At 60.3% G+C, this 24,482-nt stretch carries 20 protein-coding genes; all 20 read left to right on the top strand.

All coding sequences use genetic code 11. The annotated features are described in order from the left end of the window. The 20 genes from flgC (at position 1) to F2S13_RS20220 (ending at position 24,480) form a co-directional block, all read left to right on the top strand. The gene (gene flgC, locus F2S13_RS20125; protein WP_166364022.1) at positions 1-444 is read left to right on the top strand and encodes a flagellar basal body rod protein FlgC; all 444 of its coding nucleotides are present in this window, start codon (positions 1-3) and stop codon (positions 442-444) included. A 15-nt stretch (positions 445-459) separates the two neighbouring features. Then, positions 460-1,185: a flagellar hook assembly protein FlgD gene (flgD, locus tag F2S13_RS20130; protein ID WP_166364024.1), complete on the top strand. Its 726-nt coding sequence runs from the start codon at positions 460-462 to the stop codon at positions 1,183-1,185. 30 nt (positions 1,186-1,215) lie between these two features. Next, the gene (gene flgE, locus F2S13_RS20135) at positions 1,216-2,529 is read left to right on the top strand and encodes a flagellar hook protein FlgE (RefSeq protein WP_166364026.1); all 1,314 of its coding nucleotides are present in this window, start codon (positions 1,216-1,218) and stop codon (positions 2,527-2,529) included. Between the two features lie 80 nt (positions 2,530-2,609). Next, a complete protein-coding gene (locus F2S13_RS20140; RefSeq protein ID WP_166364028.1) occupies positions 2,610-2,807 on the top strand; it encodes a hypothetical protein in 198 nt (65 codons plus the stop codon). 194 nt (positions 2,808-3,001) lie between these two features. Beyond that, entirely contained in the window at positions 3,002-3,742 is a 741-nt protein-coding gene (locus tag F2S13_RS20145) for a flagellar basal body rod protein FlgF (RefSeq protein ID WP_166364030.1), read from the top strand. Positions 3,743-3,788: 46 nt separating this feature from the next. Continuing rightward, positions 3,789-4,574, top strand: a complete 786-nt coding sequence (flgG, locus tag F2S13_RS20150; protein ID WP_166364032.1) for a flagellar basal-body rod protein FlgG — start codon at positions 3,789-3,791, stop codon at positions 4,572-4,574. Between the two features lie 55 nt (positions 4,575-4,629). Then, positions 4,630-5,325 (top strand): flagellar basal body L-ring protein FlgH, encoded by a 696-nt coding sequence (flgH, locus tag F2S13_RS20155; RefSeq protein WP_166364034.1) that lies wholly within the window; start codon positions 4,630-4,632, stop codon positions 5,323-5,325. Between the two features lie 12 nt (positions 5,326-5,337). Beyond that, positions 5,338-6,447 carry a flagellar basal body P-ring protein FlgI gene (locus F2S13_RS20160; RefSeq protein ID WP_166364036.1) on the top strand — a complete coding sequence of 370 codons (1,110 nt, stop codon included), beginning with the start codon at positions 5,338-5,340 and terminating at the stop codon, positions 6,445-6,447. Between the two features lie 9 nt (positions 6,448-6,456). Continuing rightward, positions 6,457-7,668: a flagellar assembly peptidoglycan hydrolase FlgJ gene (gene flgJ / locus F2S13_RS20165; protein WP_166364038.1), complete on the top strand. Its 1,212-nt coding sequence runs from the start codon at positions 6,457-6,459 to the stop codon at positions 7,666-7,668. A gap of 10 nt (positions 7,669-7,678) precedes the next feature. Next, the gene (flgK, locus tag F2S13_RS20170; RefSeq protein ID WP_166364040.1) at positions 7,679-9,724 is read left to right on the top strand and encodes a flagellar hook-associated protein FlgK; all 2,046 of its coding nucleotides are present in this window, start codon (positions 7,679-7,681) and stop codon (positions 9,722-9,724) included. 13 nt (positions 9,725-9,737) lie between these two features. Then, a complete protein-coding gene (locus tag F2S13_RS20175; protein ID WP_166364042.1) occupies positions 9,738-11,306 on the top strand; it encodes a flagellar hook-associated protein 3 in 1,569 nt (522 codons plus the stop codon). 112 nt (positions 11,307-11,418) lie between these two features. Then, positions 11,419-15,000, top strand: a complete 3,582-nt coding sequence (locus F2S13_RS20180; RefSeq protein WP_166364044.1) for a glycosyltransferase — start codon at positions 11,419-11,421, stop codon at positions 14,998-15,000. 202 nt (positions 15,001-15,202) lie between these two features. Beyond that, a complete protein-coding gene (rfbF, locus tag F2S13_RS20185) occupies positions 15,203-15,976 on the top strand; it encodes a glucose-1-phosphate cytidylyltransferase (RefSeq protein WP_166364046.1) in 774 nt (257 codons plus the stop codon). Beyond that, the gene (gene rfbG, locus F2S13_RS20190; RefSeq protein ID WP_166364048.1) at positions 15,958-17,040 is read left to right on the top strand and encodes a CDP-glucose 4,6-dehydratase; all 1,083 of its coding nucleotides are present in this window, start codon (positions 15,958-15,960) and stop codon (positions 17,038-17,040) included. The genes rfbF and rfbG overlap by 19 nt, the downstream gene beginning before the upstream one ends. Further along, positions 17,037-17,597, top strand: a complete 561-nt coding sequence (locus F2S13_RS20195) for a dTDP-4-dehydrorhamnose 3,5-epimerase family protein (RefSeq protein ID WP_166364050.1) — start codon at positions 17,037-17,039, stop codon at positions 17,595-17,597. The genes rfbG and F2S13_RS20195 overlap by 4 nt, the downstream gene beginning before the upstream one ends. Beyond that, positions 17,594-18,817, top strand: coding sequence for a class I SAM-dependent methyltransferase (locus F2S13_RS20200; protein ID WP_166364052.1), 1,224 nt, complete (start codon positions 17,594-17,596; stop codon positions 18,815-18,817). The genes F2S13_RS20195 and F2S13_RS20200 overlap by 4 nt, the downstream gene beginning before the upstream one ends. A 5-nt stretch (positions 18,818-18,822) precedes the next feature. After that, positions 18,823-19,680 carry an NAD-dependent epimerase/dehydratase family protein gene (locus tag F2S13_RS20205; protein WP_166364248.1) on the top strand — a complete coding sequence of 286 codons (858 nt, stop codon included), beginning with the start codon at positions 18,823-18,825 and terminating at the stop codon, positions 19,678-19,680. Then, positions 19,670-20,764, top strand: coding sequence for a class I SAM-dependent methyltransferase (locus tag F2S13_RS20210; RefSeq protein ID WP_166364054.1), 1,095 nt, complete (start codon positions 19,670-19,672; stop codon positions 20,762-20,764). The genes F2S13_RS20205 and F2S13_RS20210 overlap by 11 nt, the downstream gene beginning before the upstream one ends. Next, entirely contained in the window at positions 20,761-21,498 is a 738-nt protein-coding gene (locus F2S13_RS20215; protein WP_166364056.1) for a cephalosporin hydroxylase family protein, read from the top strand. The genes F2S13_RS20210 and F2S13_RS20215 overlap by 4 nt, the downstream gene beginning before the upstream one ends. Before the next feature lie 54 nt (positions 21,499-21,552). Then, positions 21,553-24,480: a glycosyltransferase family 2 protein gene (locus F2S13_RS20220; protein ID WP_166364058.1), complete on the top strand. Its 2,928-nt coding sequence runs from the start codon at positions 21,553-21,555 to the stop codon at positions 24,478-24,480. The last annotated feature ends 2 nt before the right edge of the window (positions 24,481-24,482 follow it).

A 24,482-nucleotide genomic window follows, 5' to 3' on the forward strand; every position in this document is an offset into this window, starting at 1 on the left:
ATGTCTCTTGCCAGTGTTTTCAACATTGCCGGTAGCGGCATGAGTGCCCAGACCACTCGCCTGAACACCGTCGCCAGTAACATCGCCAACGCCGAGACGGTCTCGTCGAGCATCGATCAGACCTACCGGGCCCGTCACCCGGTGTTCGCCACCACCTTTCAACAGGCGCAAGCCGGTGGCAGCGCTTCGTTGTTCGAGGATCAGGACGCGGCAGGGCAGGGCGTGCAAGTACTGGGCGTGGTCGAGGACCAGAGCAATCTGGAGGCTCGTTACGAGCCCAATCATCCCGCGGCCAACAAGGACGGCTATGTCTATTACCCCAACGTCAACGTGGTTGAGGAAATGGCCGACATGATCTCGGCCAGCCGTTCCTTCCAGACCAATGCGGAATTGATGAATACCGCCAAATCCATGATGCAGAAGGTCCTGACCCTGGGTCAGTGATAAGGGGGATTTGCAATGGCAATCGATACCACTGGTGGCGTAGATCTTAATCAGGTTTTGGCGAATTCGGGTGTCAAGAACACTACTGGCAACAGTGCAGTCTCTTCGCTGACCGGTAGCGTTACCGGTACCGACAAAAAGGCGCTGGGCAAGGACGCGTTCCTGCAGTTGCTGGTTACCCAGATGAAGAACCAGAACCCGCTCGATCCTCAGGATAACAGCGAGTTCGTCGCGCAATTGGCGCAGTTCAGCAGCCTGGAAGGCATTACCACCCTCAACGATTCGGTGACCGCGATCGCGGGCACGTTCAAGTCCTCGCAAGCCTTGCAGGCATCGTCGCTGGTCGGTCGTTCGGTGATTGCGCAGACCGACAAGGCTGCAGTCGATACCACCAAGAGCTTTACCGGTACCGCAGTGATACCGGAGTCGGTCTCCGCTGCCACCGTGAAGATCTCCGACAAGGACGGCAAGCTGATCAAGACCATTGAGTTGGGTAGTCAGAGCGCCGGCAACGCAAGTTTTGTCTGGGACGGCACCAACGATGCGGGCGCCAAGGTGGACCCGGGAACCTACACCTTCGCCGCGACCACGACCATCGATAACAAGGCAACCTCGCTGGTTACCTACCTGCCGGCAACGGTCAACAGCGTGACCTTGAGCCAGACCGGTGGCGAGATGATGCTCAATCTGGCCGGCCTGGGTAGTGTTGCCCTGTCCAAAGTACAAACCATTGGTCTCTAGAACCGACTAACGCGCAGCAAGGAGTGAAAGATGTCATTCAATATCGGCCTTAGCGGTCTCTATGCGGCCAATAAACAACTGGACGTGACCGGCAACAATATTGCCAACGTCGCCACCACCGGCTTCAAGTCGTCCCGCGCAGAGTTCGCCGACGTGTATTCGGCCACTCGCCTGGGCTCGGGCAGCAAGACCGTTGGCAATGGCGTGCGTCTGGCCGACGTTGCCCAGCAGTTTGGCCAGGGCGATATCAACAATACCGGCAACGTGTTGGACATGGGTATCCAGGGTCAGGGTTTCTTCGTGCTCAGCGATAACGGTTCGTTGAACTATTCCCGTGCCGGTGCCTTCAAGACCGACAAGGACAACTACATCATCGACAACGACGGCAATCGCCTGCAGGGTTATGGCGTCGATGCCAATGGCAAGATCATCAATGGTGTGCTGACCGACCTGAAGATCGATACTTCTGCACTGGAGCCGAAGTCGACTTCGTTGGTTGATCAGGGTATCAACCTGAATTCTTCCGATGGTGTGCCGACAGCGGCGACGTTCAGTCCGACTGATACCTCCAGCTACAACAAAACCTTCGCGACCAAGATCTACGACAGCCAGGGCAACGAGCACGTCATGGATCAGTACTACGTGAAGACGGGTACCAATGCCTGGAAAATGTACACCTACATTGATGGTCGCAATCCAACCAACCCCGCCCAGGAGCCTCCGGTTCCGCTGAGCGCCGATATCACCTTCAATTCCGACGGTAGCGTCAACACCATGACGGCGGGAGCGGGCTTGACGGTCACCAACAACGTGTTCAATTTGGCAGGGTGGGTGCCGGCAACTGTCACCAATGCCACCACGACACCACCGACCTGGGGTTCTAACGGTTCGGCTGCCAATGCCGCCGGCATTTCCATCGATATGAAGGCTACCACCTCTTACAACGCAACCACGTCGCGCAACTCGCAAAGCCAGGACGGTTACGCCACGGGCATGATCACCAGCCTGAGCATTGATTCCACCGGCGTGATGTTCGCAAGCTTCAGCAACCAGCAATCGAAAGCTATCGGCCAGGTAGCGATTGCCAGTTTCGCCAATGAACAGGGCTTGCAGCCGGTTGGTGGCAGCAAGTGGAAGGAAACCTATGCGTCGGGTATCCCGGGCATCGATGCGCCAACCACCGGGACCCTGGGTGCGGTCGTGTCCAACTCGCTGGAAGAGTCCAACGTCAACCTGACGTCCGAGCTGGTGGATCTGATCAAGGCGCAAAGCAACTACCAGGCTAACGCCAAGACCATCTCGACCCAGAGCACCATCATGCAGACCATCATTCAGATGACCTGATGATTTTTGCTTTTGGTTTGTATTGATGTCGCACAAACCCCTCCATGAGGGGTTTGTGTTTTTTGTCGGAGGTGAAATCCATGTCCTGTTGCAGGTGGGGCAAGCGTGTTCTGATCGCGATGCTGGTGGCGATGCCATTGTTCGCATCCGCGGCACCGGCTGCCTGGTACAAGTGGCAGAGTCGCGCCACGGGTCGGTTCATTTGCACGCAAACCTGGCCCGGCGAGGGCTGGCTGAAAATCGCGGGTCCCTATGGCAATGGCGGTTGCCGTTCCTGAGCAGGGCTGCTTGCCGCTGGCGGCAAAACTGCGCCGTTTTTTCGTCGCGTCGTCCTCGAAATTTCCTCTGCATGTCGCTCGGTAGCCTTTGGTTTGCTGGGCTTTCCGATGCTTTATTCGAGTTGGTTTGAAACTTGCTTGGCACATGCCCGGATTAGCGGCGGGCGGCAACTGTCTGTCATCGGAGGATTATCGTGGACAAGATGCTTTACGTGGCAATGACCGGAGCCAGCCAGAACGCGCTGGCGCAAAAGGCTCATGCCAACAACCTGGCGAACATCTCCACCAGCGGTTTTCAGCGTGACCTGGAACAGGCTCGTTCGATGCCGGTGTTCGGTGACAGCTTTCCGGCGCGTGCGTATGCCATGTCCGAACGGCCAGCGACGGATTTCACCCCGGGCGCCATGCAGGAAACCGGTCGGGATCTCGACGTGGCGGTCGGCGGCGAAGGCTGGATTGCCGTGCAGGCACCCGATGGCAGCGAAGCCTATGTGCGCACCGCCAGCATGAACGTGGATGCCCTGGGGGTTCTGCGGGCCGGCAACGGCATGCCGGTGATGGGCAATGCCGGTCCAATCGCGGTTCCGCCTGAGCAGAAAATCGAAGTCGGCCAGGACGGCACCATCAGCATCCGGGCGATGGGCGAAGGCCCGCGGGTCATGGCCGAAGTGGACCGCATCAAGCTGGTCAAACCGGACCTCAAGCAAATGACCAAGGGGCTCGATGGCCTGATTCACACCAAGGACGGCAAGCCGGCTGCAGCCGATGCCAGCGTTCAGGTGGTATCGGGTTTCATCGAGGCCAGCAACGTCAATGCGGTGGAGGAGATGACGTCGGTGTTGGCGCTGTCGCGTCAGTTCGAGCTGCACATCAAGATGATGAACACGGCCAAAGAAGGCGATGAAGCCATGGCTCGGGTTTTGCAAAACAGCTAATCAAACATGACGTGGCGCCGTAAAACAGGCGCGCGAGGAGAACAGAATGCTTCCGGCTCTTTGGGTCAGCAAGACTGGCCTGTCCGCTCAGGACATGAACCTCACCACCATCTCCAACAACCTGGCCAACGTTTCCACCACAGGTTTCAAGCGCGATCGGGCCGAGTTCCAGGATTTGCTCTATCAGATCCGTCGTCAGCCAGGTGCGCAATCGACCCAGGACAGCGAACTGCCTTCAGGCTTGCAACTGGGTACCGGTGTGCGCATCGTCGGTACGCAGAAAAACTTCAGCGCCGGCAGCCTGCAGACCACAGAGCAGCCGCTGGACATGGCCATCAATGGCCGTGGGTTCTTCCAGATCCTGCAGCCCGATGGCACGGTTTCCTATACCCGTGACGGCACGTTCCACCTGAACTCCGATGGCCAGATCGTCACCGCCAACGGCTTCGCCCTGGAACCGGCCATCGTGGTCCCGGCTGATGCCCAGACCTTCACTGTGGGCCAGGACGGTACGGTATCGATCACCACCGCCGGTAACGCGGCGTCGCAAGTGATCGGCAACCTGCAAACCGCCGACTTCATCAACCCGGCCGGCCTGCAGGCGATCGGCGGCAACCTGTTCCTGGAAACCGCCGCCAGCGGCGCGCCGCAAGTCGGCACCCCGGGGCTCAATGGTTTCGGTACCACGCTGCAGAACACCCTGGAGAACTCCAACGTCAGCACGGTCGAGGAGCTGGTCAACATGATCACCACTCAGCGCGCCTACGAGATGAACTCCAAAGTGATCTCCACTGCCGATCAAATGCTCGGGTTCGTCACGCAGAATCTGTAATTGAAGCCATCCAGGGCGCTCGAAACGGCGCCAGCTACACCGTGAGGTCAGTGTCATGAGTCGGTTGCTTTCTCTTCTTGCCCTGGGTGGGGTCGTGTTGCTGGCAGGCTGTGTCAGCCCGCCGCCCAAGCCGAACGACCCTTACTATGCTCCGGTGTTGCCGCGCACGCCGCTGCCGGCATCGGCCAGCAACGGTTCGATCTATCAGGCCGGTTTCGAGCAGAACCTGTATGGCGACCGCAAGGCCTTCCGGGTCGGTGACATCATTACCATCACCCTCAATGAGCGGACCCAGGCGAGCAAGAATGCCAACTCGCAACTGGCCAAGGACAGCAAGGCCGAGATCGGCCTGACGTCACTGTTCGGCTCCAGCGCCACCACCAACAATCCGTTCGGCGATGGCGACCTGAGCCTGAGTGCCGCCTACAACGGCAACCGCGCGACCAAGGGTGACAGCAAGGCGGCCCAGGGCAATACCTTGACCGGTTCGGTCACGGTGACGGTGGCCGATGTGTTGCCCAACGGCATTCTCTCCGTACGTGGCGAAAAGTGGATGACCCTCAATACCGGTGACGAGCTGGTGCGTATTGCCGGCCTGATTCGCGCCGATGACATCAGCACCGACAACACCGTACCGTCGACCCGGGTCGCCGATGCGCGCATTACCTATTCCGGCACCGGCGCCTTCGCCGATGCAAGCCAGCCTGGCTGGTTGGACCGCTTCTTCCTCAGCCCGCTCTGGCCTTTCTAGGTGCCGATGACCATGCTCAATTTCAAGCACCTGCTGGCTGCGGCATTGCTGTTGTCTGCAGCCTTTTCGGCCCAGGCCGAGCGGCTCAAGGACATTGCCAGTATTTCCGGCGTGCGCAGCAACCAGTTGATCGGCTATGGCCTGGTGGTGGGGCTCAACGGCACGGGTGACCAGACCACCCAGACCCCGTTCACCCTGCAGACCTTCAACAACATGCTCTCGCAGTTCGGCATCAAGGTGCCGCCGGGGTCCGGCAACGTGCAATTGAAGAACGTGGCCGCCGTATCGATCCATGCAGACCTGCCGGCATTCGCCAAGCCGGGGCAGGTGATCGATGTGACGGTGTCGTCCATCGGTAACTCCAAGAGCCTGCGCGGCGGCAGCCTGCTGATGACTCAGCTCAAGGGTATCGACGGCAACGTCTACGCCATTGCCCAGGGCAACCTGGTGGTCGGTGGCTTCGATGCCGAAGGTCGCGATGGCTCCAAGATCACGGTCAACGTGCCGTCGGCCGGGCGTATTCCCGGTGGTGCCTCGGTCGAGCGTGCCGTGCCCAGTGGTTTCAACCAGGGCAACAGTCTGACGCTGAACCTCAACCGTCCGGACTTCACCACCGCCAAGCGCATCGTCGACAAGGTCAATAACCTGCTCGGACCAGGCGTGGCCCAGGCCATCGACGGCGGTTCCGTCCGTGTGACCGCGCCACTGGACCCAAGCCAGCGGGTCGATTACCTGTCGCTGCTGGAAAACCTGGAAATCGATCCGGGCCAGGCCGTGGCCAAGGTCATCATCAATTCGCGCACCGGGACCATCGTCATTGGCCAGAACGTCAAGGTGTCGCCGGCAGCGGTGACCCATGGCAGCCTGACCGTGACCATCACCGAAGACCCGATCGTCAGCCAGCCGGGCGCGTTCTCCAATGGCCAGACGGCCGTGGTACCGCGTTCCAAGGTCAATGCCGAGCAGGAAGCCAAGCCGATGTTCAAGTTTGGCCCCGGCACGACCCTCGACGAAATCGTGCGGGCGGTCAACCAGGTCGGTGCGGCACCGAGCGACCTGATGGCGATTCTTGAAGCCCTGAAACAGGCCGGCGCCTTGCAAGCCGACCTGATCGTGATTTGAGGTAGCGCTGTGGACATGCCAAAGGGGGGAGTTTCCCGGGGTGCCGACAGCGGCGCCTACACCGACCTCAATCGACTGAGTTCGTTGAAGGTCGGCGATCGCGACAGTGACGCCAACCTGCGCAAGGTGGCCCAGGAGTTCGAGTCGCTGTTCCTGGGCGAGATGCTCAAGTCGATGCGTTCGGCCAATGACGTGCTTGCCAAGGACAACCCGCTCAACACCGAAACCACCAAGCAGTATCAGCAGATGTACGACCAGCAACTGTCGGTCAGCCTCTCGAAAGAGGGCGGCGGTATCGGCCTGCAGGACGTGCTCATGCGTCAGCTGTCCAAGAACAAGGCGCACACGGCAGCGCCCACCAGTGACAAGCTCACCCACGTGGAGCCGGCCCAGCGTCCGCTCTGGGCCACCCGCAGTAGCGCAGCTGACAGCAAGGCCAGGGACGGTGTGCAGACCGCCCGCAACGACATGGCATTGCTCAATCAGCGACGCCTGTCCCTGCCGAGCAAGCTCACCGATCGCCTGCTGGCGGGCATCGTGCCCTCGGCGTCCGGCGATGCCGCGGCCACCGCGAACAAGCACCTCGACACTGCCGGCGTCAGCCGCAGCGATGTGGTCAAGGGCAATTGGGAGCCGGCGCGAACCTTTGCGGCGCCGACCTCCTCGATGCGCATTCTGGGGCGCAGCATCGCCCAGCCGCCATTGGCCCCCGGCAAGAAAGCCTTCGGCTCGCCCGACGAATTCGTCGCCACGATGCTGCCAATGGCCAAGGAGGCGGCCGCGCGCATTGGTGTCGATCCGACCGTGTTGGTGGCTCAGGCCGCGCTGGAAACCGGTTGGGGCAAGTCGGTCATGCGCCAGGACGACGGCAGCAGCAGTCATAACCTGTTCGGCATCAAGGCCACCGGCAATTGGCAGGGTGGCCAGGCACGGGCAATCACCAGCGAATTCCGCGATGGGCAGATGGTCCGCGAGACCGCCGACTTCCGCTCCTACGACTCTTATCAGGACAGCTTCCATGACCTGGTGACCCTGCTGCAGAGCAACGATCGCTATCAAGAAGTGCTCAAGTCGGCCGATAAACCGGAACAGTTTGTACGCGAGTTGCAAAAAGCCGGGTACGCGACCGACCCGGACTATGCCAGCAAGATTTCGCAGATAGCCAAGCAAATGAAGTCCTACCAGAGCTTTGCGGCGGCAGGCACTTCCACGAATTTATAAGGTTTGAACCATGGCGAGTTTGATCAACATCGGGATGTCGGGTTTGGGTGCGAACCAGTCGGCCCTGCACACCATTGGCAACAACATTGCCAACGCTGATGTCTCCGGCTATTCGCGCCAGCAAACCGTCCAGAGCACCAAAGGGTCGCTGCAGAACGGGCAGGTATTCGTAGGCACAGGCACCACCCTTGCGGACGTGCGCAGGGTCTATAACGTTTTCCTCGACAATCAGCTGCGCACCAGTACGTCGTTGGATGCCGACACCACGGCCTTTCTCGATCAGGTCGCGCCGCTCGACAAGTTGCTCTCCGACACCAGCACCGGCATCACCGGCGCGCTGCAGGGTTTCTTCACCGCACTGCAGGGCGCGTCGGCCAAGCCGACCGAAGATGCCTCTCGGCAGTTGTTGCTCAGCAGCGCAGAAACGTTGAGCAAACGCTTCAATTCGATAGCCAGCCAATTGAGCGAACAGAACAGCAACCTCAATGGCAACCTGGCGTCGATGGCCAGTCAGGTGAACAAGTTGACGGCGTCCATTGCCCAGTTCAACGATCAGATCAGCAGGGTCAGCGCTGTCAATGGCAGCCCCAACGACCTGCTCGATGCGCGCAACGAAGCGGTGCGCCAGCTTTCCGAATTGATCGGCTCCCAAGTGGTCGAGCGTGACGGCAACTTCGATGTCTACCTCAGCAACGGTCAGCCGCTGGTCATGGGCAATACGTTCAACACCTTGAGCGTGGCGCCGGGCGCGACCGACCCAAGCCACGCCACTATTCAGTTGAATCGTGGCCAGACGACCATGGACGTGACCTCGACCGTCACCGGTGGTTCGATCGGCGGCTTGCTGCGCTACCGCAATGAAGTGCTTGACTCGGCCAGCAATGAGCTGGGACGAGTGGCGCTGGTGTTGGCTGACCGCATCAACAGTCAGCTGGCTCAAGGGATCGACAAGAATGGGGAGTTCGGGTCCTCTCTGTTCGGTGACATCAATAGTGCCGCCCTGGTCTCCCAGCGCAGCATTGCCAAGGCCGGCAACAGTGCCGGCTCAGGCAATCTCGATGTGAGCATCTCCGACACCAGCAAACTGACCACCAATGATTACCAGGTGACCTTTACCAGTGCGACTGGCTACAGCGTCAAGCGTCTGCCCGATGGCACCAACATGGGCAGCTACGATCTGAGCACTACGCCACCGCCGGTCATCGACGGTTTCAGTCTCAAGCTCAATGGCGGCGCACTGAGCGCCGGCGACAGTTTCAAAATTACCCCGACGCGTTCGGCCGCCGCCGATATCCGCACGGTACTGACCGATCCGAAGAAGATCGCCCTGGCAGGCCCGTTGACGGCAGTCAGTGGCTCCGGCAATGCCGGTACCGGCACCATTACCCAGCCGGTGCTGACGTCGAAGCTGGATATCTACAACCCGACCGCGCAGCTGCAATTGCAGACCGGCCTGAAGTACTCGACGCCGGTGAAACTGGTGTTCGGTGACGACACGCTCAGCCCGCAGGGCTACGAACTGTTCGATGCAAAGGGCAACAGCCTCGGTACCGGCAATATCCTGCCTGGCCAGAGCAACACCCTGAGTCTCAACGTACCGATGGTCGATGCCAGCGGCAACCCGATCATGAACGGTGCCGTGCAGCAGACTTACAGTTTTGAAATGACTGTCGGTGGCGTTCCGAAGACCAACGACAGCTACACCATTTCGTTGACCGGCGCAGGTTCGGCGGACAACCGCAACGCGCTGTCCACTCTCGAGCTGCAGACCAAGGCAACCGTCGATATCTCGTCGACCAACAAGGGCGTAAGCCTCACTGATGCCTATGGCAAGCTGGTGGAGAATGTCGGTGGCAAGGCCAAGCAAGGCCAGATGGACAGCGCGGCGACTGGTGCAATCCTGACCCAGGCCAAGAGCGCTCGTGAATCGGTGTCCGGTGTCGATCTGGACGAAGAGACCGGTAACCTCATCAAGTATCAGCAGTACTACACCGCGTCGTCGCAGATCATCAAGGCGGCTCAGGATATTTTCAACACGCTGATCAGCAGCCTTTAAGGAGCCGTAGCCAGTGCGTATTTCCACTTCCCAGTTTTACGAGTCCAGCGCGGCCAACTACCAGCGTAACTATGCCAAGCTGATCAAGACCAACGACGAGGCCTCCAGTCAGGTCCGCATCAATACTGCCGCCGACGATCCGGTAGGCGCTGCACGCCTGCTTCAGTTGGACCGGCAAAGTTCGATGCTGAAGCAGTATGACACCAACATCACCAGCATCAGAAATAGCCTCGGCCAGTCAGAGTCGGTGCTCAACTCCATCAATAATGTGTTGCAGCGTGCAAACGAATTGGCCCTCGGTGCCGGCAACGCCGGTTACACCGATGACGAGCGCAAGGCCAACGCCACTGAGTTGGGCAAGCTTGAAGAACAGTTGTATAGCCTGATGAACAGTCGTGACGAGAACGGTCAATACCTGTTTGCCGGCTCCAGGACTGATACCGCGCCGTTCGTGCGCAATGCCGATGGCAGTTACAGCTATCAGGGTGACCAGTCCACCCTGGATCTGCAAGTCGGCGACATGATGTCGATGGCCAGCAGCGAAAGTGGCTGGAGTGTCTTCGAGCAGGCGCTCAATACCAGTCGCAGCCAGACTACCCTGACCGCGCCGGCGGTCGATGACGGTCGCGTGGCCCTGTCCAATGGTCAGGTGTCGGGGAGCGTGTCCTACAACGACCGCTTCCGTAGTGGCGAGCCGTACACCGTTACCTTCCTGAGCAGCACCCAGTTCAAGATCACCGATGCGGCGAACAACGACGTTACCGCCGACGCGACCAACGCCGGGACATTCGATCCGGCGAACGTCGGTGGTTCGATGGTGAGCTTTCGCGGGGTCGACCTGCGCCTGAACATCAACCTGCAACCGGGCGACACCAATCCTGACGCAGTGATTGCCGGCCACAGCTTCCAGCTGTCGGCCAAGGCCGATACCATTTCCGGTACGCGCAGTCCGGGCAACCCGTCGACCGCTCAGATCAGCGGCACCAGCATCGGCAACCAGGCGCAATACAACAGCACCTTCCCCAACGGCGGTGCGATCCTCAAGTTCACCAGTGCCACCAATTACGAGCTGTACGCCCAACCGTTGACCGCCGACAGCAAGCCGGTGGGCACCGGAACCCTGGCCGGTTCTACCGCTTCGGTTGCCGGTGTCGATTTCAACTTCACGGGGGCACCGGCCAACGGTGACCAGTATGTGGTGAAGGTCAACACCCATCAGACCCAGAATATCCTCGATACGGTCAGCCAATTGCGCAAGGCGCTTGAAGCGCCGGTCGACGGTTCCGAAGCGGCCAGTCAGCAATTACGCGCGAACCTGGACTCGGCCATTGCCAACCTGGGCAGCGGCATGAATCAGGTGTCCACCTCGATCACCTCGGTCGGTGCCCGGGGCAAAACATTGGATATCCAGGCTGAAACCAACGAGAGCCTGAGTATTGCCAACACCACCACCCAGTCCTCGATCCGTGACTCGGATCCGGCCGAGGTGCTGATTCGCCTGAACCTGCAGACGACCATGTTGCAGGCTGCGCAACTGGCGTTCAGCAAGATCAGTCAGCTGAATCTGTTCAACCGCCTTTAAGCTTCAATCTCCTGCCTGTGGCGCCAAATAGCGTTGCAGGCAGGCTGCCCTTTTTCGCGGTCATGGTTGCTCTGCTTCTCTGTGCAGCAGTCGCCGGTCAAGAGTTTGTGTCGTGAATCCAGCACCTTTAGTCAGTCTTGTCATTCCTGCCTTCAATCCACGCTTCTTCCGTGCAGCGCTGGTCAGCGCGCTAAGCCAGAGCTATGACAACCTAGAAGTCATTGTCTGCGACGATAGTCGCGGCGATGAGATCAAGGGCATAGTCGAGTCGCTGGAGCCGCTTTCGCGCTTCCCCTTGCGTTATTTGCACAACCCTCGAGCGCTGGGGTTTGCCGGTAATCTGCTTCGTGGCATGGAAGAGGCCGAGGGCCAGTACCTCAAGTTCCTCTGTGACGATGATCGTCTACTGGCCGATTGCATTGCTCGTCAGGTGCAATTGTTCGAGGCGCACGCGGACGTCAGCCTGGTGGGAGCCAAGCGCTTCCTGACCGACGCCGATGAACACATTCTGCCCCAGCGCCTGGAAAGCTGTTCGGTGACTTACGGCGATACGCTGTTCCATGGTGACGACCTGCTGGACTTCTTCGAGACCCGCCAGCTCAATTTCATCGGTGGCTTGAGCAACGTCCTGATGCGCAGTTGCGATGTACGCGAACTGTTGCCGGTACTGGCGGGGCAGGGCTTCGCCGCCTTGCTCGATTTTGCCCTGTTCATCTGCCTGCTGAGCCGTGGCCACCTGGCCGTGACTGCGCAGTTGCAGAGCGTGGAGCGGATTCATCCTGATCAGCTCAAGCGCACACCTGCACTGCTCGCCAGCGTTGCCAGCGAGGCTGAGTGGTTGCGGCAGATGATTGCCGCGCGCGCGGGCGAGCGCGAACCGTTCTCAGGCTGGGTGCGAATCCGCCTCCCAGTGGCCGGCGATACCCGGCAGGAATGGGAAAACCTGTTTCTTATCCACGTTTTGCGCGGGCTGCAGGCCATTCACGAGTCCAAGGTCGGCAGTGACAGCGACAGTTTTTCCGAGCTGTACGCGCAGTGGCTGGCGTGCCGCCAGGATCCTGTTGTGTTGCGCAAGCTCATGCGCCTGAGCGAGCACTGGCCAATACGGCCAAAAATGCTGCCGGTGGTCATCGATAGCGAAGGCGATGCCAGGGCGTTGCGCTTGACCCTGGACAGCATTGCCGGCCAATGCTACCCCGCCGAGGCGGTGTTGGTACTCAGCGCCTGCGATTTGCCGAACAGTATCGACGGCAAGGTCATTACGCTGCCGTTGCAGGCTGATTGGGCGCAGCAGCTCAACGGTCTGCTGCCGCAACTGGAAGGCGTCGACTGGTTCTACCTGCTGCGAGCCGGCGACCGGCTCAACGATTTCACTCTGATGTTGCTGGCTGAGCGCATCGTCGCTCGCCCGCACATTGCCTGCTGCTACGGCGACGAGGGTGGGCTGCTCGATGGCGTTTCGGTGGAGCCGGTGTTCAAGCCGGACTTCAACCTCGATCTGCTGCGGGCCTACCCGTACACCGGCCGGGCCTTGGCCTTCGCGCGCGAACACGTTCTGCAGCAAGGTGGTTTCAACCTTGACTACACCGAACTGGGACCGCAGGACCTGCTCTGGCGCCTGATGGAAAACCTCGGCCCGCAGGCTATCGAACATGTGCCTGAAGTGTTGCTCGAATCCTCTTTCAGCTATGCCGCCTGGCTCTCGTCACCGGCGGTGGTCGGGGAGAGTGCGCGCCTGCTGGAAGCGCACTTGCAGCGTATGGGCGTGGATTACAGCTTGCGCGACGCTGGCGCCAGTGCGATCAACCATATCCAATACCAGCATTCGCAACGGCCGTTGGTGTCCATCGTGATCGGTGTGCGCGATCAATTGCCTGCGCTGGAGCGCTGCCTGGAAACGCTGTTTGCCAACACTGCCTACAAACATTACGAAGTGCTGATCGTCGATAATGCCAGTGTCGAGGCTCAAACCCGGCAGTGGCTGACGGCGATGCAGCAGTTGGGCAGCGATACCTTGCGTGTGTTGAGCTGTGAGCAGGAGCTGAATTTTGCAGCCCTGCAGAACCTGGCGGCGCGCGAGGCACGAGGCGATTATCTGTTGATGCTCAACCCGCACGCTGTGGTTACTCGCGGCGACTGGCTCGACGCCTTGCTCAACCATGGTCAGCGCGCCGAAGTCGGCGTTGTCGGTGCCAAGCTGTGCAATGCCGACGGCCTGGTGCTGCATGCCGGTGGCGTACTCGGCTTGCGGGGCGTGATCGGCTCGCCGTTCATGGGCGAGGCCATGCAGGCGGGCGGCTACATGCAGCGCCTGCAAGTGCCCCAGGACCTGTCGGCAGTCGGTGCTGATTGCCTGCTGGTGCGTAAACAGATTTTCGATGCCGTCGGTGGGCTGGATGAGGCCACGTTCACTGTGGCGTTCAGCGAGGTCGACCTGAGTTTGCGGGTTCGCGATGCCGGTTATCTCGTGGTCTGGACGCCGGAAGCGCAATTGGTCCTGGACAGCCCGCCCGGCGTTCTGCCGGACCCAGACCAGGAAGCACTGCGCCAACAGCGATTGGCCGAACAGCACGAGTCAATCCAGCGCAAGTGGATGCCGATCATTGCGCGCGACCCTGCCTACAACCTCAACCTCAGCCTCAGTGCATCCAGTTACTGCCTGGAGCCAGGGTTGCGCGCTGGCTGGACGCCGTTCGTGGGGCGATCGTTGCCCCATGTGCTGGCGCTGCCGATGAACAAATCGGCGGTTGGGCATTACCGGGTATTGCAGCCATTGCATGAACTGGAAGCGGCAGGTTGGGTTACCGAGCAGCAGTATTTCGAAATTCCGACCAGTATTGAGCTTGAGCGCTGCTCGCCTGACGTGGTGATCCTGCAAGGCCGTTATACCGAGGGTTTCGTCAAGGAAATCGAGCGGCTGAAGACCTATTCGAAAGGATTCTGCATCTACGAGCTCGATGATTATGTGATCAAGGTGCCGAAGAAGAACGGTCACCTCAAGCACACCCCTCGCGACCTCGAAGGCTCGCTGCGCCGCGGTATTGCCCGTTGCGACCGCCTGGTGGTCTCGACCCAGCCGTTGGCCGACGCCCTGTCCGACTCCCATCATGACATTCGTGTGGTGCCGAACATGCTGGCCCAGCAATTGTGGACCGGTTTGCGCAGCCAGCGTCGTGCTTCGAGCAAGCCGCGCGTGGGTTGGGGCGGTGGCACCAGCCATACCGGCGACCTGGAAGTCATCGCCGAAGTGGTCAAGGCTTTGGCCAAGGATGTCGAGTGGGTCTTCTTCGGCATGTGCCCGCCGGAACTGCGTCCGTACGTCCATGAGTTCCATCCTCCGGTGGCGCTGGAGGTTTACCCGGCGAAGTTGGCCAGTCTCAATCTGGACCTGGCACTGGCTCCACTGGAGTACCACATTTTCAACGACTGCAAGAGCAATCTGCGCTTGCTCGAGTACGGCGCCTGCGGCTATCCGGTGATCGTCACCGATACCCAGGCCTACCGTGGCTATCTGCCGTGTACCCGGATCAAGACCAACACGACCGAGGAGTGGCTGGATGCGATCCGCATGCACCTGGCCGATCCTGATGCCAGCTACAGCATGGGCGATCACTTGCGCGAGGAAGTGTTGCGCGACTATGTACTGCGCGCCGATAACGTCCAGCACTGGTACAACGGCTGGATGCCGGATTGACCTGAGTCAGTACCGACCGCTTCCGCCAACTCGGGCAATCCGAGCTGGCGCGTTTCCTGCAAGACCTCCCGATATCGCCATAAATCGTTCATTCCAGGCAGTGCCCGAATGGTCGATGGCGCCACTGCACGCAAAGGGCAGTATGGCTGGCACAGCGTGAAGAAAGCTGCGCCAGGCTCGGTGAAGAACAAAAGGGGAAATGATGAAGGCAGTTATTCTGGCGGGTGGCCTGGGCACGCGCATCAGTGAAGAGTCGCATCTCAAGCCTAAACCGATGATTGAAATCGGCGGCAAGCCAATTCTCTGGCACATCATGAAGCAGTACTCGGCCCACGGGATTCATGACTTCGTGATTTGCCTGGGCTACAAGGGCTACGCGATCAAGGACTTCTTCGCCAACTACTTCCTGCATACTTCCGACGTCACCTTCGACATGCGCAACAACCGCATGGACGTCCACCAGAACTACAGCGAGCCGTGGCGCGTCACCCTGATCGATACCGGCGACGAAACCATGACGGGCGGGCGCCTGCGTCGGGCCGGCCGCTATCTGGAAGATGAAAGAGCCTTCTGTTTCACCTACGGCGACGGCGTTTCTGACCTTAACATCGGCGCGTTGGTTGACTACCACCTGGGGCACGGCAAGCTCGCCACTGTGACGGCCGTGCAACCGCCTGGACGCTACGGCGCACTGGAGCGCGACGGCGATCTGGTCCGCGGTTTCGTCGAGAAGCCACGGGGCGATGGTGGCTGGATCAATGGCGGCTTTTTCGTGCTGTCGCCCAAGGTCCTGCCTTACATCAACGACGACCACACCTCCTGGGAATCGGAGCCGCTGGCACAGCTGGCGCGCGAAGAGCAGCTGGTCGCCTTCCAGCACGATGGCTTCTGGCACCCGATGGACACCCTGCGTGACAAGAACCACCTGGAACACCTCTGGCAAAGCGGGGAGGCCCCATGGAAGCAATGGGGCTGAGTCCTTCGTTCTGGCGTGGCAAGCGCGTCCTGCTGACGGGCCATACCGGTTTCAAGGGCAGTTGGCTGACGCTGTGGCTGCAGGAGCTGGGCGCCGAAGTTACGGGTTTCGCTCTCGATCCAGGCACCGAGCCGAGCCTGTTCGAACTGGCCCGGGTCGGCAGTGGTATCAATGATGTGCGTGGCGATCTGCGTGACCTCGGTGCCTTGCTCGAGTTGGTGGCCGAGGTGCAGCCGGAGATTGTCCTGCACCTGGCTGCGCAGCCGCTGGTGCGTGAAGGGTATCGCGATCCGCTGGGAACTTACTCGAGCAACGTGATCGGTACCCTCAATCTGCTCGAAGCCATTCGCCAGGTCGGCGGCGTGCGCGCTTGTGTGCTGGTCACCACCGACAAGGTTTATGCCAACCAGGAATGGGCATGGCCCTACCGCGAAAACGAAGCCCTGGGAGGTCACGATCCTTACAGCAGCAGCAAGGCGTGTTGCGAGCTGCTGGCACAGTCCTATGCGGCTTCGTTTTTTGCCCGGGAGCGCTACAGCGAGCATGGTCTGGCCCTGGCCACGGCACGGGCGGGAAATGTCCTGGGTGGTGGCGATTTTGCAGCAGAGCGCTTGATTCCCGATGTGCTCAAGGCCTGGTCCAGGCGCGAGCCGGTCACCCTGCGTTATCCACAGGCTGTACGCCCCTGGCAGCACGCACTGGAGCCGTTGGCCGGTTATCTGCAACTGGCGGCCAGCCTGTTCGAACACGGAACGAAATTTGCGGGAGCGTGGAATTTTGGTCCCGGTGAGGCCGATATGTGCAGTGTCGGCGAAGTGGTCTCGCTGCTGGCCAAACGTTGGCCGGATGCTGCAGGGCTACGCGTCGAAGCCAGTGACTTGCACGAAGCAGGTCTGTTGCGTCTGGACAGTAGCCGTGCGCGGCAACTGCTGGGCTGGCGCACACGCTGGAGCCTGCAAGAGTGCTTGCAGCACACCCTGGATTGGCATGTGTCCTGGAAAAGCGGCGACGACATGCGCGCCGTGACGCTGGATCAATTGAGTCTCTACGCGGAGCTGTCGTGAGCGAACTTCACCTGCACGAGCTGCCGTTGAGCGGCCTTTTCAGCTTGCACCACAAGCGCCACGAAGATCCTCGCGGGCAATTCTCGCGGTTGTTCTGCGAAGGCGGCCTGGGGGCGTTGGGTGCGACTTTTCATGTGCGCCAGATCAACCATTCCCGTACGCGAGGGCAGGGGAGTGTGCGGGGGCTGCATTACCAGCAGGGCGATATGCCCGAAGCGAAGCTGATCACGTGCTTGCGTGGCGAAGTCTGGGACGTCGCGGTCGATCTGCGTGTCGATTCGCCGACCTTCCTTCATTGGCATGCCGAACACCTGCGCGCCGGCGACGGCCGCAGCCTGTTGATACCCGCCGGCTTTGCCCACGGCTTCCAGGTACTCGGTGATGAAGCCGAATTGCTGTACCTGCACAGTGCCGACTATGCGCCAGGCAAGGAGGGCGGTCTGTCGGTCCATGACCCTCGGCTGGCCATCGACTGGCCGCTGCCTGTCAAAAATCTGTCGGTCCGGGATGCCGCCCATCCCTGGCTGGATCAACATTTTGCTGGAGTGCGTCCATGAACTGCCGAGGCTGTGGTACCTGCCTGAGTTTGCCGCTGATTGACCTGGGCACCGCGCCGCCATCCAATGCCTATCTGCGTGCCGATCAACTGGAGCAGGCCGAGCAATGGATCCCGCTGCGGGTGATGGTGTGCCAGCAGTGCTGGCTGGTCCAGACCGAAGATTACACGCGCGCCGACAGCCTGTTCGACGCCGACTATGCCTATTTCAGTTCCTACTCCAGTTCCTGGCTGGCCCATGCCCGTCGCTATGTCGCCGAAATGGTCGAGCGCTTCGGGCTCGATGAGCAGAGCCGGGTGGTGGAGATCGCGGCCAACGACGGCTACTTGCTGCAGTACGTCGCCGAGCGCGGAATTGCGTGCCTGGGTGTCGAGCCGACCCGCAGCACCGCACAGGCGGCCCGGGAAAAAGGCCTGGAAATCCGTGAAGTGTTTTTCGGTCAGGACAGTGCCCGCCAGCTGCGTGACGAGGGTTGGGCAGCCGATCTGATGGCGGCCAACAACGTGTTGGCACATGTGCCGGACATCAACGACTTTCTCGGTGGTTTTGCCACGTTGCTCAAGCCGTCGGGCGTGGCGACGTTCGAGTTCCCGCACCTGTTGTCACTGATGGCCGAACAGCAATTCGACACCCTGTACCACGAGCACTATTCCTACCTGTCGCTGACTGCCGTACAGCGGTTGTGCGAAACCAATGGCCTGGTCATTTTCGACGTCAGCGAGCTGCCGACCCACGGCGGCTCCTTGCGCGTTTTCGTCCAGCGTGCCGATGGCCGGCAGCCGACGACCGCGGCAGTGCAACGCATGCTCGATACCGAGCGTGATGCCGGGGTTGGCACGTCCGGGTTCTACTCGACACTGGCACCGGCTGCCGAGCGTATCAAGCATCAATTGCTGCGCTTTTTGCTGCAAGCCAAGGCCGAGGGCAAGCGCGTGGTCGGCTACGGCGCTGCCGCCAAGGGCAATACCTTGCTCAACTACGCGGGGGTCAAGCCTGACCTTCTGGCCTGGGTGGCCGATGCCAGCCCGCACAAACAGGGCAAGTTCCTCCCGGGCAGCCGCATACCGGTGGTGGCACCCGATCGCCTGGCCATCGAGCGCCCGGACTACGTACTGGTACTGCCATGGAACCTGCTGCAGGAAGTCAGTGAGCAGCAGGCACAGGTCCACCAGTGGGGCGGGCGCTTCGTGATCGCCGTGCCTGAGTTGAAGATACTGTGAGCGGCTTGCACGTGCTGGTCACGGGTGCCACCGGCTTCATCGGCCGGCATCTGATCAGTGCTTTACTGGCTCGCGGGTGCAAGGTCCGTGCAGTGGCCCGGCGCATGGAGCTGGCACGCAGCCTGCCCTGGTTCGACGCAGTGGAATTCGTTGCCGCAGACATCCACGCCGCCGACCTGGATCTGGCACCTCTGGTCGAAGGCATCGATGCATTGGTTCATCTTGCCTGGCCGGGGCTACCCAACTATCAGGGGCTGTTTCACTTCGAACATAACTTGATGGCCGACTATGGCTTCATCAAGCGTGCGGTTGAGGCCGGCGTGAAGCAAGTCCAGGTGACGGGCACCTGCTTCGAATATGGCCTGCAGAACGGTCCCTTGAGTGAGCAAAACCAGGCCATGCCAGGCAATCCCTATGGCCTGGCCAAGCACAGCCTGCATTTATTCCTGGAAGCATTCCGGCAGCAGCACCCGTTCACCCTGCAATGGGTACGGCTGTTCTATCTGCATGGTGAGGGGCAGAACCCCAACAGCCTGTTGGCGGCGCTCGATCATGCCATCGACTCCGGGCTGGAACAGTTCAACATGTCGGCCGGCGATCAGTTGCGAGATTTCCTCGCTGTGGAAACAGCTGCCGGCTACCTGACCAGTCTGTTGCAGCGTCGTGATTTCAGCGGCGTGGTCAATTGCTGCAGTGGGCAGCCGATATCGGTTCGAGCGCTGGTCGAGCAACACTGCGCGAATCGCGGCTCGTCGATCCGTCTGAATCTGGGGCACTACGCCTATTCGGTCCACGAACCCATGGCGTTCTGGGGTGATACCGGGCGGTTGCTTGCACTATTGGGAGCTGAAGATGAAGCATGAGTTGTATCGGGTTGCCGATCTGCCGGTGTTGCAGAATCGCACCTTTGCCGACCCGGCTTCGGCCAGGGCCTCGGCCTGCGCCGACATGGTGTTGGTACAGGATGCGGTGAGCGGGCTGATCTTCAACCAGGCGTTCGATGCCGACAAGCTCAGTTATGACAGCGACTACCAGAATGAACAGGCTCATTCCGGGCAGTTCCAGCAGCATCTCGATGATGTGGAAGCGATCATCGCTCGTCATTTCAAAGCGCGCAGCCTCATCGAAGTCGGTTGCGGCAAGGGCTATTTTCTCGAACTGTTGCGCAGTCGCGGCTACGCCGTCACCGGGATCGACCCGGCCTACGAGGGCGACAACGCCGCTGTGATCAAGGCACCCTTCACCCGTGGCCTGGGGCTGGCGGCCGACGCGATCGTACTGCGTCACGTCCTGGAGCACATCGCCGACCCGGTCAGTTTCCTGACTGAAATCGCCGACGCCAACCAGGGAGGCCTGATCTATATCGAAGTGCCGTGTTTCGACTGGATCCTCGAGCACCGGGCCTGGTTCGATCTGTTCTACGAACACGTCAATTACTTCCGCCTCGATGACCTGCGGCGCCTGTTCGGTAACGTATATGAGGCCGGTCACCTGTTTGGCGGTCAGTACCTGTACATCGTCGCCGATCTCGGCACCTTGTGTACCCGTCCCCAACAGAGTGAACCGCCACTGCAATTGCCTGCGGGTTTCACCGGCAGCCTGGAGCGTGCGGTGCAAGTCATACAGGACGACCCCCAGCGCGGTTCGGCGATTTGGGGGGCCTCGTCCAAGGGGGTGATCTATTCGCTGTTCCTGCAGCGCGCGGGTGTGGCGGTTGATCAGGTAGTCGACATCAACCCGGCCAAGCAGGGGCGCTACCTGCCGCTGAGCGGCCTGCGCGTTTCATCCCCGCAAGAGGCGCAAGCCGCCTTGCCCGAGGGCGCCAACCTGTTTGTGATGAACTCCAATTATCTTGAAGAGATCAAGCGAATGACAGCCGGACGTTATGTCTATCACGCCGTCGACAGCGCTTCATTCCAACAACTTTCCAGCGAGACCGTAAAATGACCCAGTCAGCCATTCATCAAGCGTTCGAAGCTCAATGCCAGGAAGAAATTACCGCGCAAGGCAAGGACGAAAAACTCAAGGACCTGGCCCGCGACTTTTTCAATGAGTCGGCCAGGCACAAGTACAGCTATCACTTCTCCTGGATGGGGCGCCCGATCATCCAGCTACCACAGGACATGATGGCGATGCAGGAGATCATCTGGCAGGTCAAGCCCGACCTGGTGATCGAATGCGGTATTGCCCATGGCGGTTCGATCATCTACTACGCCTCGCTGCTGGAACTGCAAGGCCATGGCGAAGTACTGGGTATCGACCGCGACATTCGCCCGCACAATCGCGAAGCCATCGAGAGCCACCCGATGAGCAAGCGCATCAGCATGATCGAAGGCTCGAGCATCGATGCCGCCGTTGTCGAGCAGGTTCGCGCCGTGGCGGCCGGCAAGAAAGTCATTCTGGTCCTGGACTCCAACCATACCCATGAGCACGTTCTTGAAGAACTACGCCTGTACGCACCGCTGGTCTCCGTTGGCAGCTACTGCGTGGTGATGGATACCGTGGTTGAAGACATGCCCCCAGAGTTCTTCCCGGATCGTCCCTGGGGCCCGGGTGACAACCCGAAGACGGCTGTCTGGGCCTATCTGGAAGAGAACCGCGATTTCGAAATCGACTACCAGGTACAGAACAAGCTGCTGGTGACAGTGGCGCCGGACGGTTACCTGCGTCGAGTTCGTTAAGCAACATCACAGTCATTGAGTTCATTGGGCGATTCGTTGGTTCTGGGGAAATTTATGCAAGGCAATTTCGGGTTTGAGAAAACGGCACAACTGCACGAGCGTTTGACGCTGGTGTTGATGACGCACAATCGGCCGGCGTTTTTGCGACGTACGTTGCAGTATTACAGCGGCTATCCGTGCTCGATCATTGTGCTGGATTCCTCCACCCGCTCGGCTGATGAAATTGCTGCGGATTTTCCGGGGGTGGAATACCTGCATTTGCCGCAGTTCTCGTACCTGGGCTTTCAGGCCAAGCTCAAGTACGGCATCGGCAAGGTCACGACACCCTACATGGCCTTCGCTGCCGACGATGACTTTCTCCTGCACGGCGCCCTGACCGAGTCAGTCGAGTTTCTTGAAGCCAACCCCGATTACGGAATGTGTCATGGCTACAGCATGATGTATCTGGCTGAAGCCACCCAGGTGAACTACTACCGGCGCGACAAGAAGGTCTGCGAAGACTACGCCGACGAGCGCGCCGAGCAGCGCGTGCTTGACTACATGGGACAGTTCATTCCACCGTTCTTCGCCGTCACCCGCACTGCGCTGCTGCGCAACTGGTTTGATCTGATGCCTGATGGGCTCAGCTTCGAATGGCAGGAAATCGGTCATGTGTACTTCCTCCTGGCGAGTGCCAAGGCACGGATCCTGCCGATTCCGTATGCAGTGCGTGAAGCCAATTACGGGTCATCCGAGCACAAGACCGAAGTGGTGTTCGTGCTCAGTTTCACCGACGCCAAATCGGTGGCCGAGCGCGAGCAATTCGCTGATTTTCTCTCGACGATCCCTACTGCCATCGCTGGGCTGGAGCGCGAGCAGATTCGCCAGCTGGCCCTGGACAGTTTCGCGGCCATGGCCCAGTGCCTGCAACAACGCAAGTCTTTGACTCTCGAGCCGCTCTTCAGCTCCAGCTGGACCGACCCGCTGCAGGGACCGGTTCGCCAGTTCGGGCCTACCCAGTACATGGAAATGCCGTTCTACAACAAGGCATTCTTCGACTGCCTGACCGAGTTCGAATTCCTGCTGCACGCGATGCCCGCCGGTCGCCTCCAGCTCGAGCGGCTTGAGCCGCTGCTGCTCAAGCAAGAGCAGTTGCTGCAAATGCAAAACAACGATACGCCGGCAACCGTCAAAGGGCGGCTCTGGGAGGCGCTCGACGCCACTGCGTTCAATCGTACCGTGGTCAAGCGTTTGGCTCAGGCGCTGGAAGAGGCGGGCGAGAAGCAGGACGCAGAGGCGATGTTCGCCTGGGCCCACCGCCTGGATTCGGTGTCCACCCAGGGCGGGCGGGAACTGCTGGGCAGCATGCACAGCGGACGTCTGCTTGACTGGCTGGAAGCACGCAATCCGACGGAGGTCGAGTTGGCAGCCATCTCTGCACACCTGGAGCAGCATGGCGGTGCGCCGCAATTCGGCATTTTGCTGCTCGACCTGCACGATGACATGAACAAGTTGCAGACGACGTTCGACAGCCTGCTCCGCGGCTACAGCAAGGCCTTTCGCATCGTGGTCTTCACCATCGGCGATGTACCGGCGCTGACCAGCGTCGACCAGACCTTGCACTTCATCAAGGTCGGCAAATCGGACTATGTTGCAAAAATCAATGAGTACACCCGGCAGTCGAGCTGTGACTGGCTGATGCTGGCCGAAGCGGGCGACATGTTCACCCCGGCCGGTTTGTTGCGCGCCAGTCTCGAATTGCTGGACGCACCTCAATGCCGTGCGGTGGCAGTGGACGAAATCCAGCAACAGTCCAGTGGTGCATGGCGTGAGGTCTTCCGCCCTGCATTCAACCTCGACTTACTGCAAAGCCTGCCGTCGATGTTGGCGCGGCATTGGCTGGTCCGTCGGGAAGAGCTGGTGGCAGCCGGGGGGTACTCCAGCGAATTTACCGACGCACTCGAATTCGACCTGTTGCTGCGTCTGATCGAGCAGGGCGGCCTCAGCGGTCTGGCCCATCTGGACGAGCCGGTGCTGATCAGCCAGGCGCCAGCGCTGCAAGAAAACCAGCACGAGCGTCAGACCCTGATCCGTCACTTGGCCAGCCGTGGCTACAAGGCCCATGTCAGCTCGGCAGTGCCAGGAACCTACCGCATCGACTATCGTCACACTGAGCGCCCACAGGTCTCGATCATTGTGCGCAGCAATGACGACCTCGCCGATCTGCAGCGCTGCCTGGATAGTGTCCAGCAGCGCACCCGCTACTTGCGTTACGAAATTCTGATTGTCGACAACAACAGCCAGACGCCGCAGATGCTCGAGTGGCTGGAGCGCCAGGAGCGGCCGAATGGGCGCGTACGCGTATTGCGCAGCAGCGAGCACCTGAGCCCTGCGCAGCAGTGCAATGCAGCCTGCGAAATGGCCCAGGGCGAATACCTGATCTTCCTCGCGGCTGATGCCCAAGTGGTCAACGCCAATTGGATCGAAGCGTTGCTCAACCAGGCCCAGCGTCCTGAAGTTGGTGTGGTCGGCGCCAAACTGATCAACGCCGAAGGCGTGGTCACCCAGGCCGGCCTGGTGCTGGGCCTGGGCGGTACCGTCGGAGCGGCCTTCGCCGGTCAGGCCAAGGATGCTACCGGTTACCTGCAACGCCTGGTGGTCGAACAGAACTACTCGGCCGTGTCGTCGGCCTGCCTGATGATTCGTCGCGAATTGTACAAGGCCATTGGCGGCCTCGATGAAGACCTGTTTGCGCAAACCTGTGGCGATATCGACTTGTGCCTGAAAGCAGGGGAGGCTGGCTTCCTGGTGGTCTGGACGCCTCAGGTACAGATTGTGCACCCTGGCACGCTGCCGAGCGACGAGGCGGTACTGGCGGCCTTGCGCGACAAGTGGCAGGTCTTCGCGCAGGACCCGGCCTACAACCAGAACCTGGCGACCACGGGCAACGGCTTTGTGCTAAGTGCTCCGAAGGCTGTGGACTGGGTTGCATTGACCGCTTGAGG

The organism is Pseudomonas akapageensis, assembly GCF_011355085.1.
GTDB classification, from domain to species: Bacteria; Pseudomonadota; Gammaproteobacteria; order Pseudomonadales; family Pseudomonadaceae; genus Aquipseudomonas; species Aquipseudomonas akapageensis.

Bases quoted from the DNA above. Each gene is read 5' to 3' on its own strand.
- F2S13_RS20200 (WP_166364052.1), top strand. From the start codon at position 17,594: ATGAACTGCCGAGGCTGTGGTACCTGCCTGAGTTTGCCGCTGATTGAC.
- flgD (WP_166364024.1), top strand. From the start codon at position 460: ATGGCAATCGATACCACTGGTGGCGTAGATCTTAATCAGGTTTTGGCG.
- F2S13_RS20160 (WP_166364036.1), top strand. From the start codon at position 5,338: ATGCTCAATTTCAAGCACCTGCTGGCTGCGGCATTGCTGTTGTCTGCA.
- flgC (WP_166364022.1), top strand. From the start codon at position 1: ATGTCTCTTGCCAGTGTTTTCAACATTGCCGGTAGCGGCATGAGTGCC.
- flgH (WP_166364034.1), top strand. From the start codon at position 4,630: ATGAGTCGGTTGCTTTCTCTTCTTGCCCTGGGTGGGGTCGTGTTGCTG.
- flgK (WP_166364040.1), top strand. From the start codon at position 7,679: ATGGCGAGTTTGATCAACATCGGGATGTCGGGTTTGGGTGCGAACCAG.
- rfbF (WP_166364046.1), top strand. From the start codon at position 15,203: ATGAAGGCAGTTATTCTGGCGGGTGGCCTGGGCACGCGCATCAGTGAA.
- F2S13_RS20215 (WP_166364056.1), top strand. From the start codon at position 20,761: ATGACCCAGTCAGCCATTCATCAAGCGTTCGAAGCTCAATGCCAGGAA.
- F2S13_RS20140 (WP_166364028.1), top strand. From the start codon at position 2,610: ATGTCCTGTTGCAGGTGGGGCAAGCGTGTTCTGATCGCGATGCTGGTG.
- rfbG (WP_166364048.1), top strand. From the start codon at position 15,958: ATGGAAGCAATGGGGCTGAGTCCTTCGTTCTGGCGTGGCAAGCGCGTC.
- flgG (WP_166364032.1), top strand. From the start codon at position 3,789: ATGCTTCCGGCTCTTTGGGTCAGCAAGACTGGCCTGTCCGCTCAGGAC.
- F2S13_RS20220 (WP_166364058.1), top strand. From the start codon at position 21,553: ATGCAAGGCAATTTCGGGTTTGAGAAAACGGCACAACTGCACGAGCGT.
- F2S13_RS20210 (WP_166364054.1), top strand. From the start codon at position 19,670: ATGAAGCATGAGTTGTATCGGGTTGCCGATCTGCCGGTGTTGCAGAAT.
- flgE (WP_166364026.1), top strand. From the start codon at position 1,216: ATGTCATTCAATATCGGCCTTAGCGGTCTCTATGCGGCCAATAAACAA.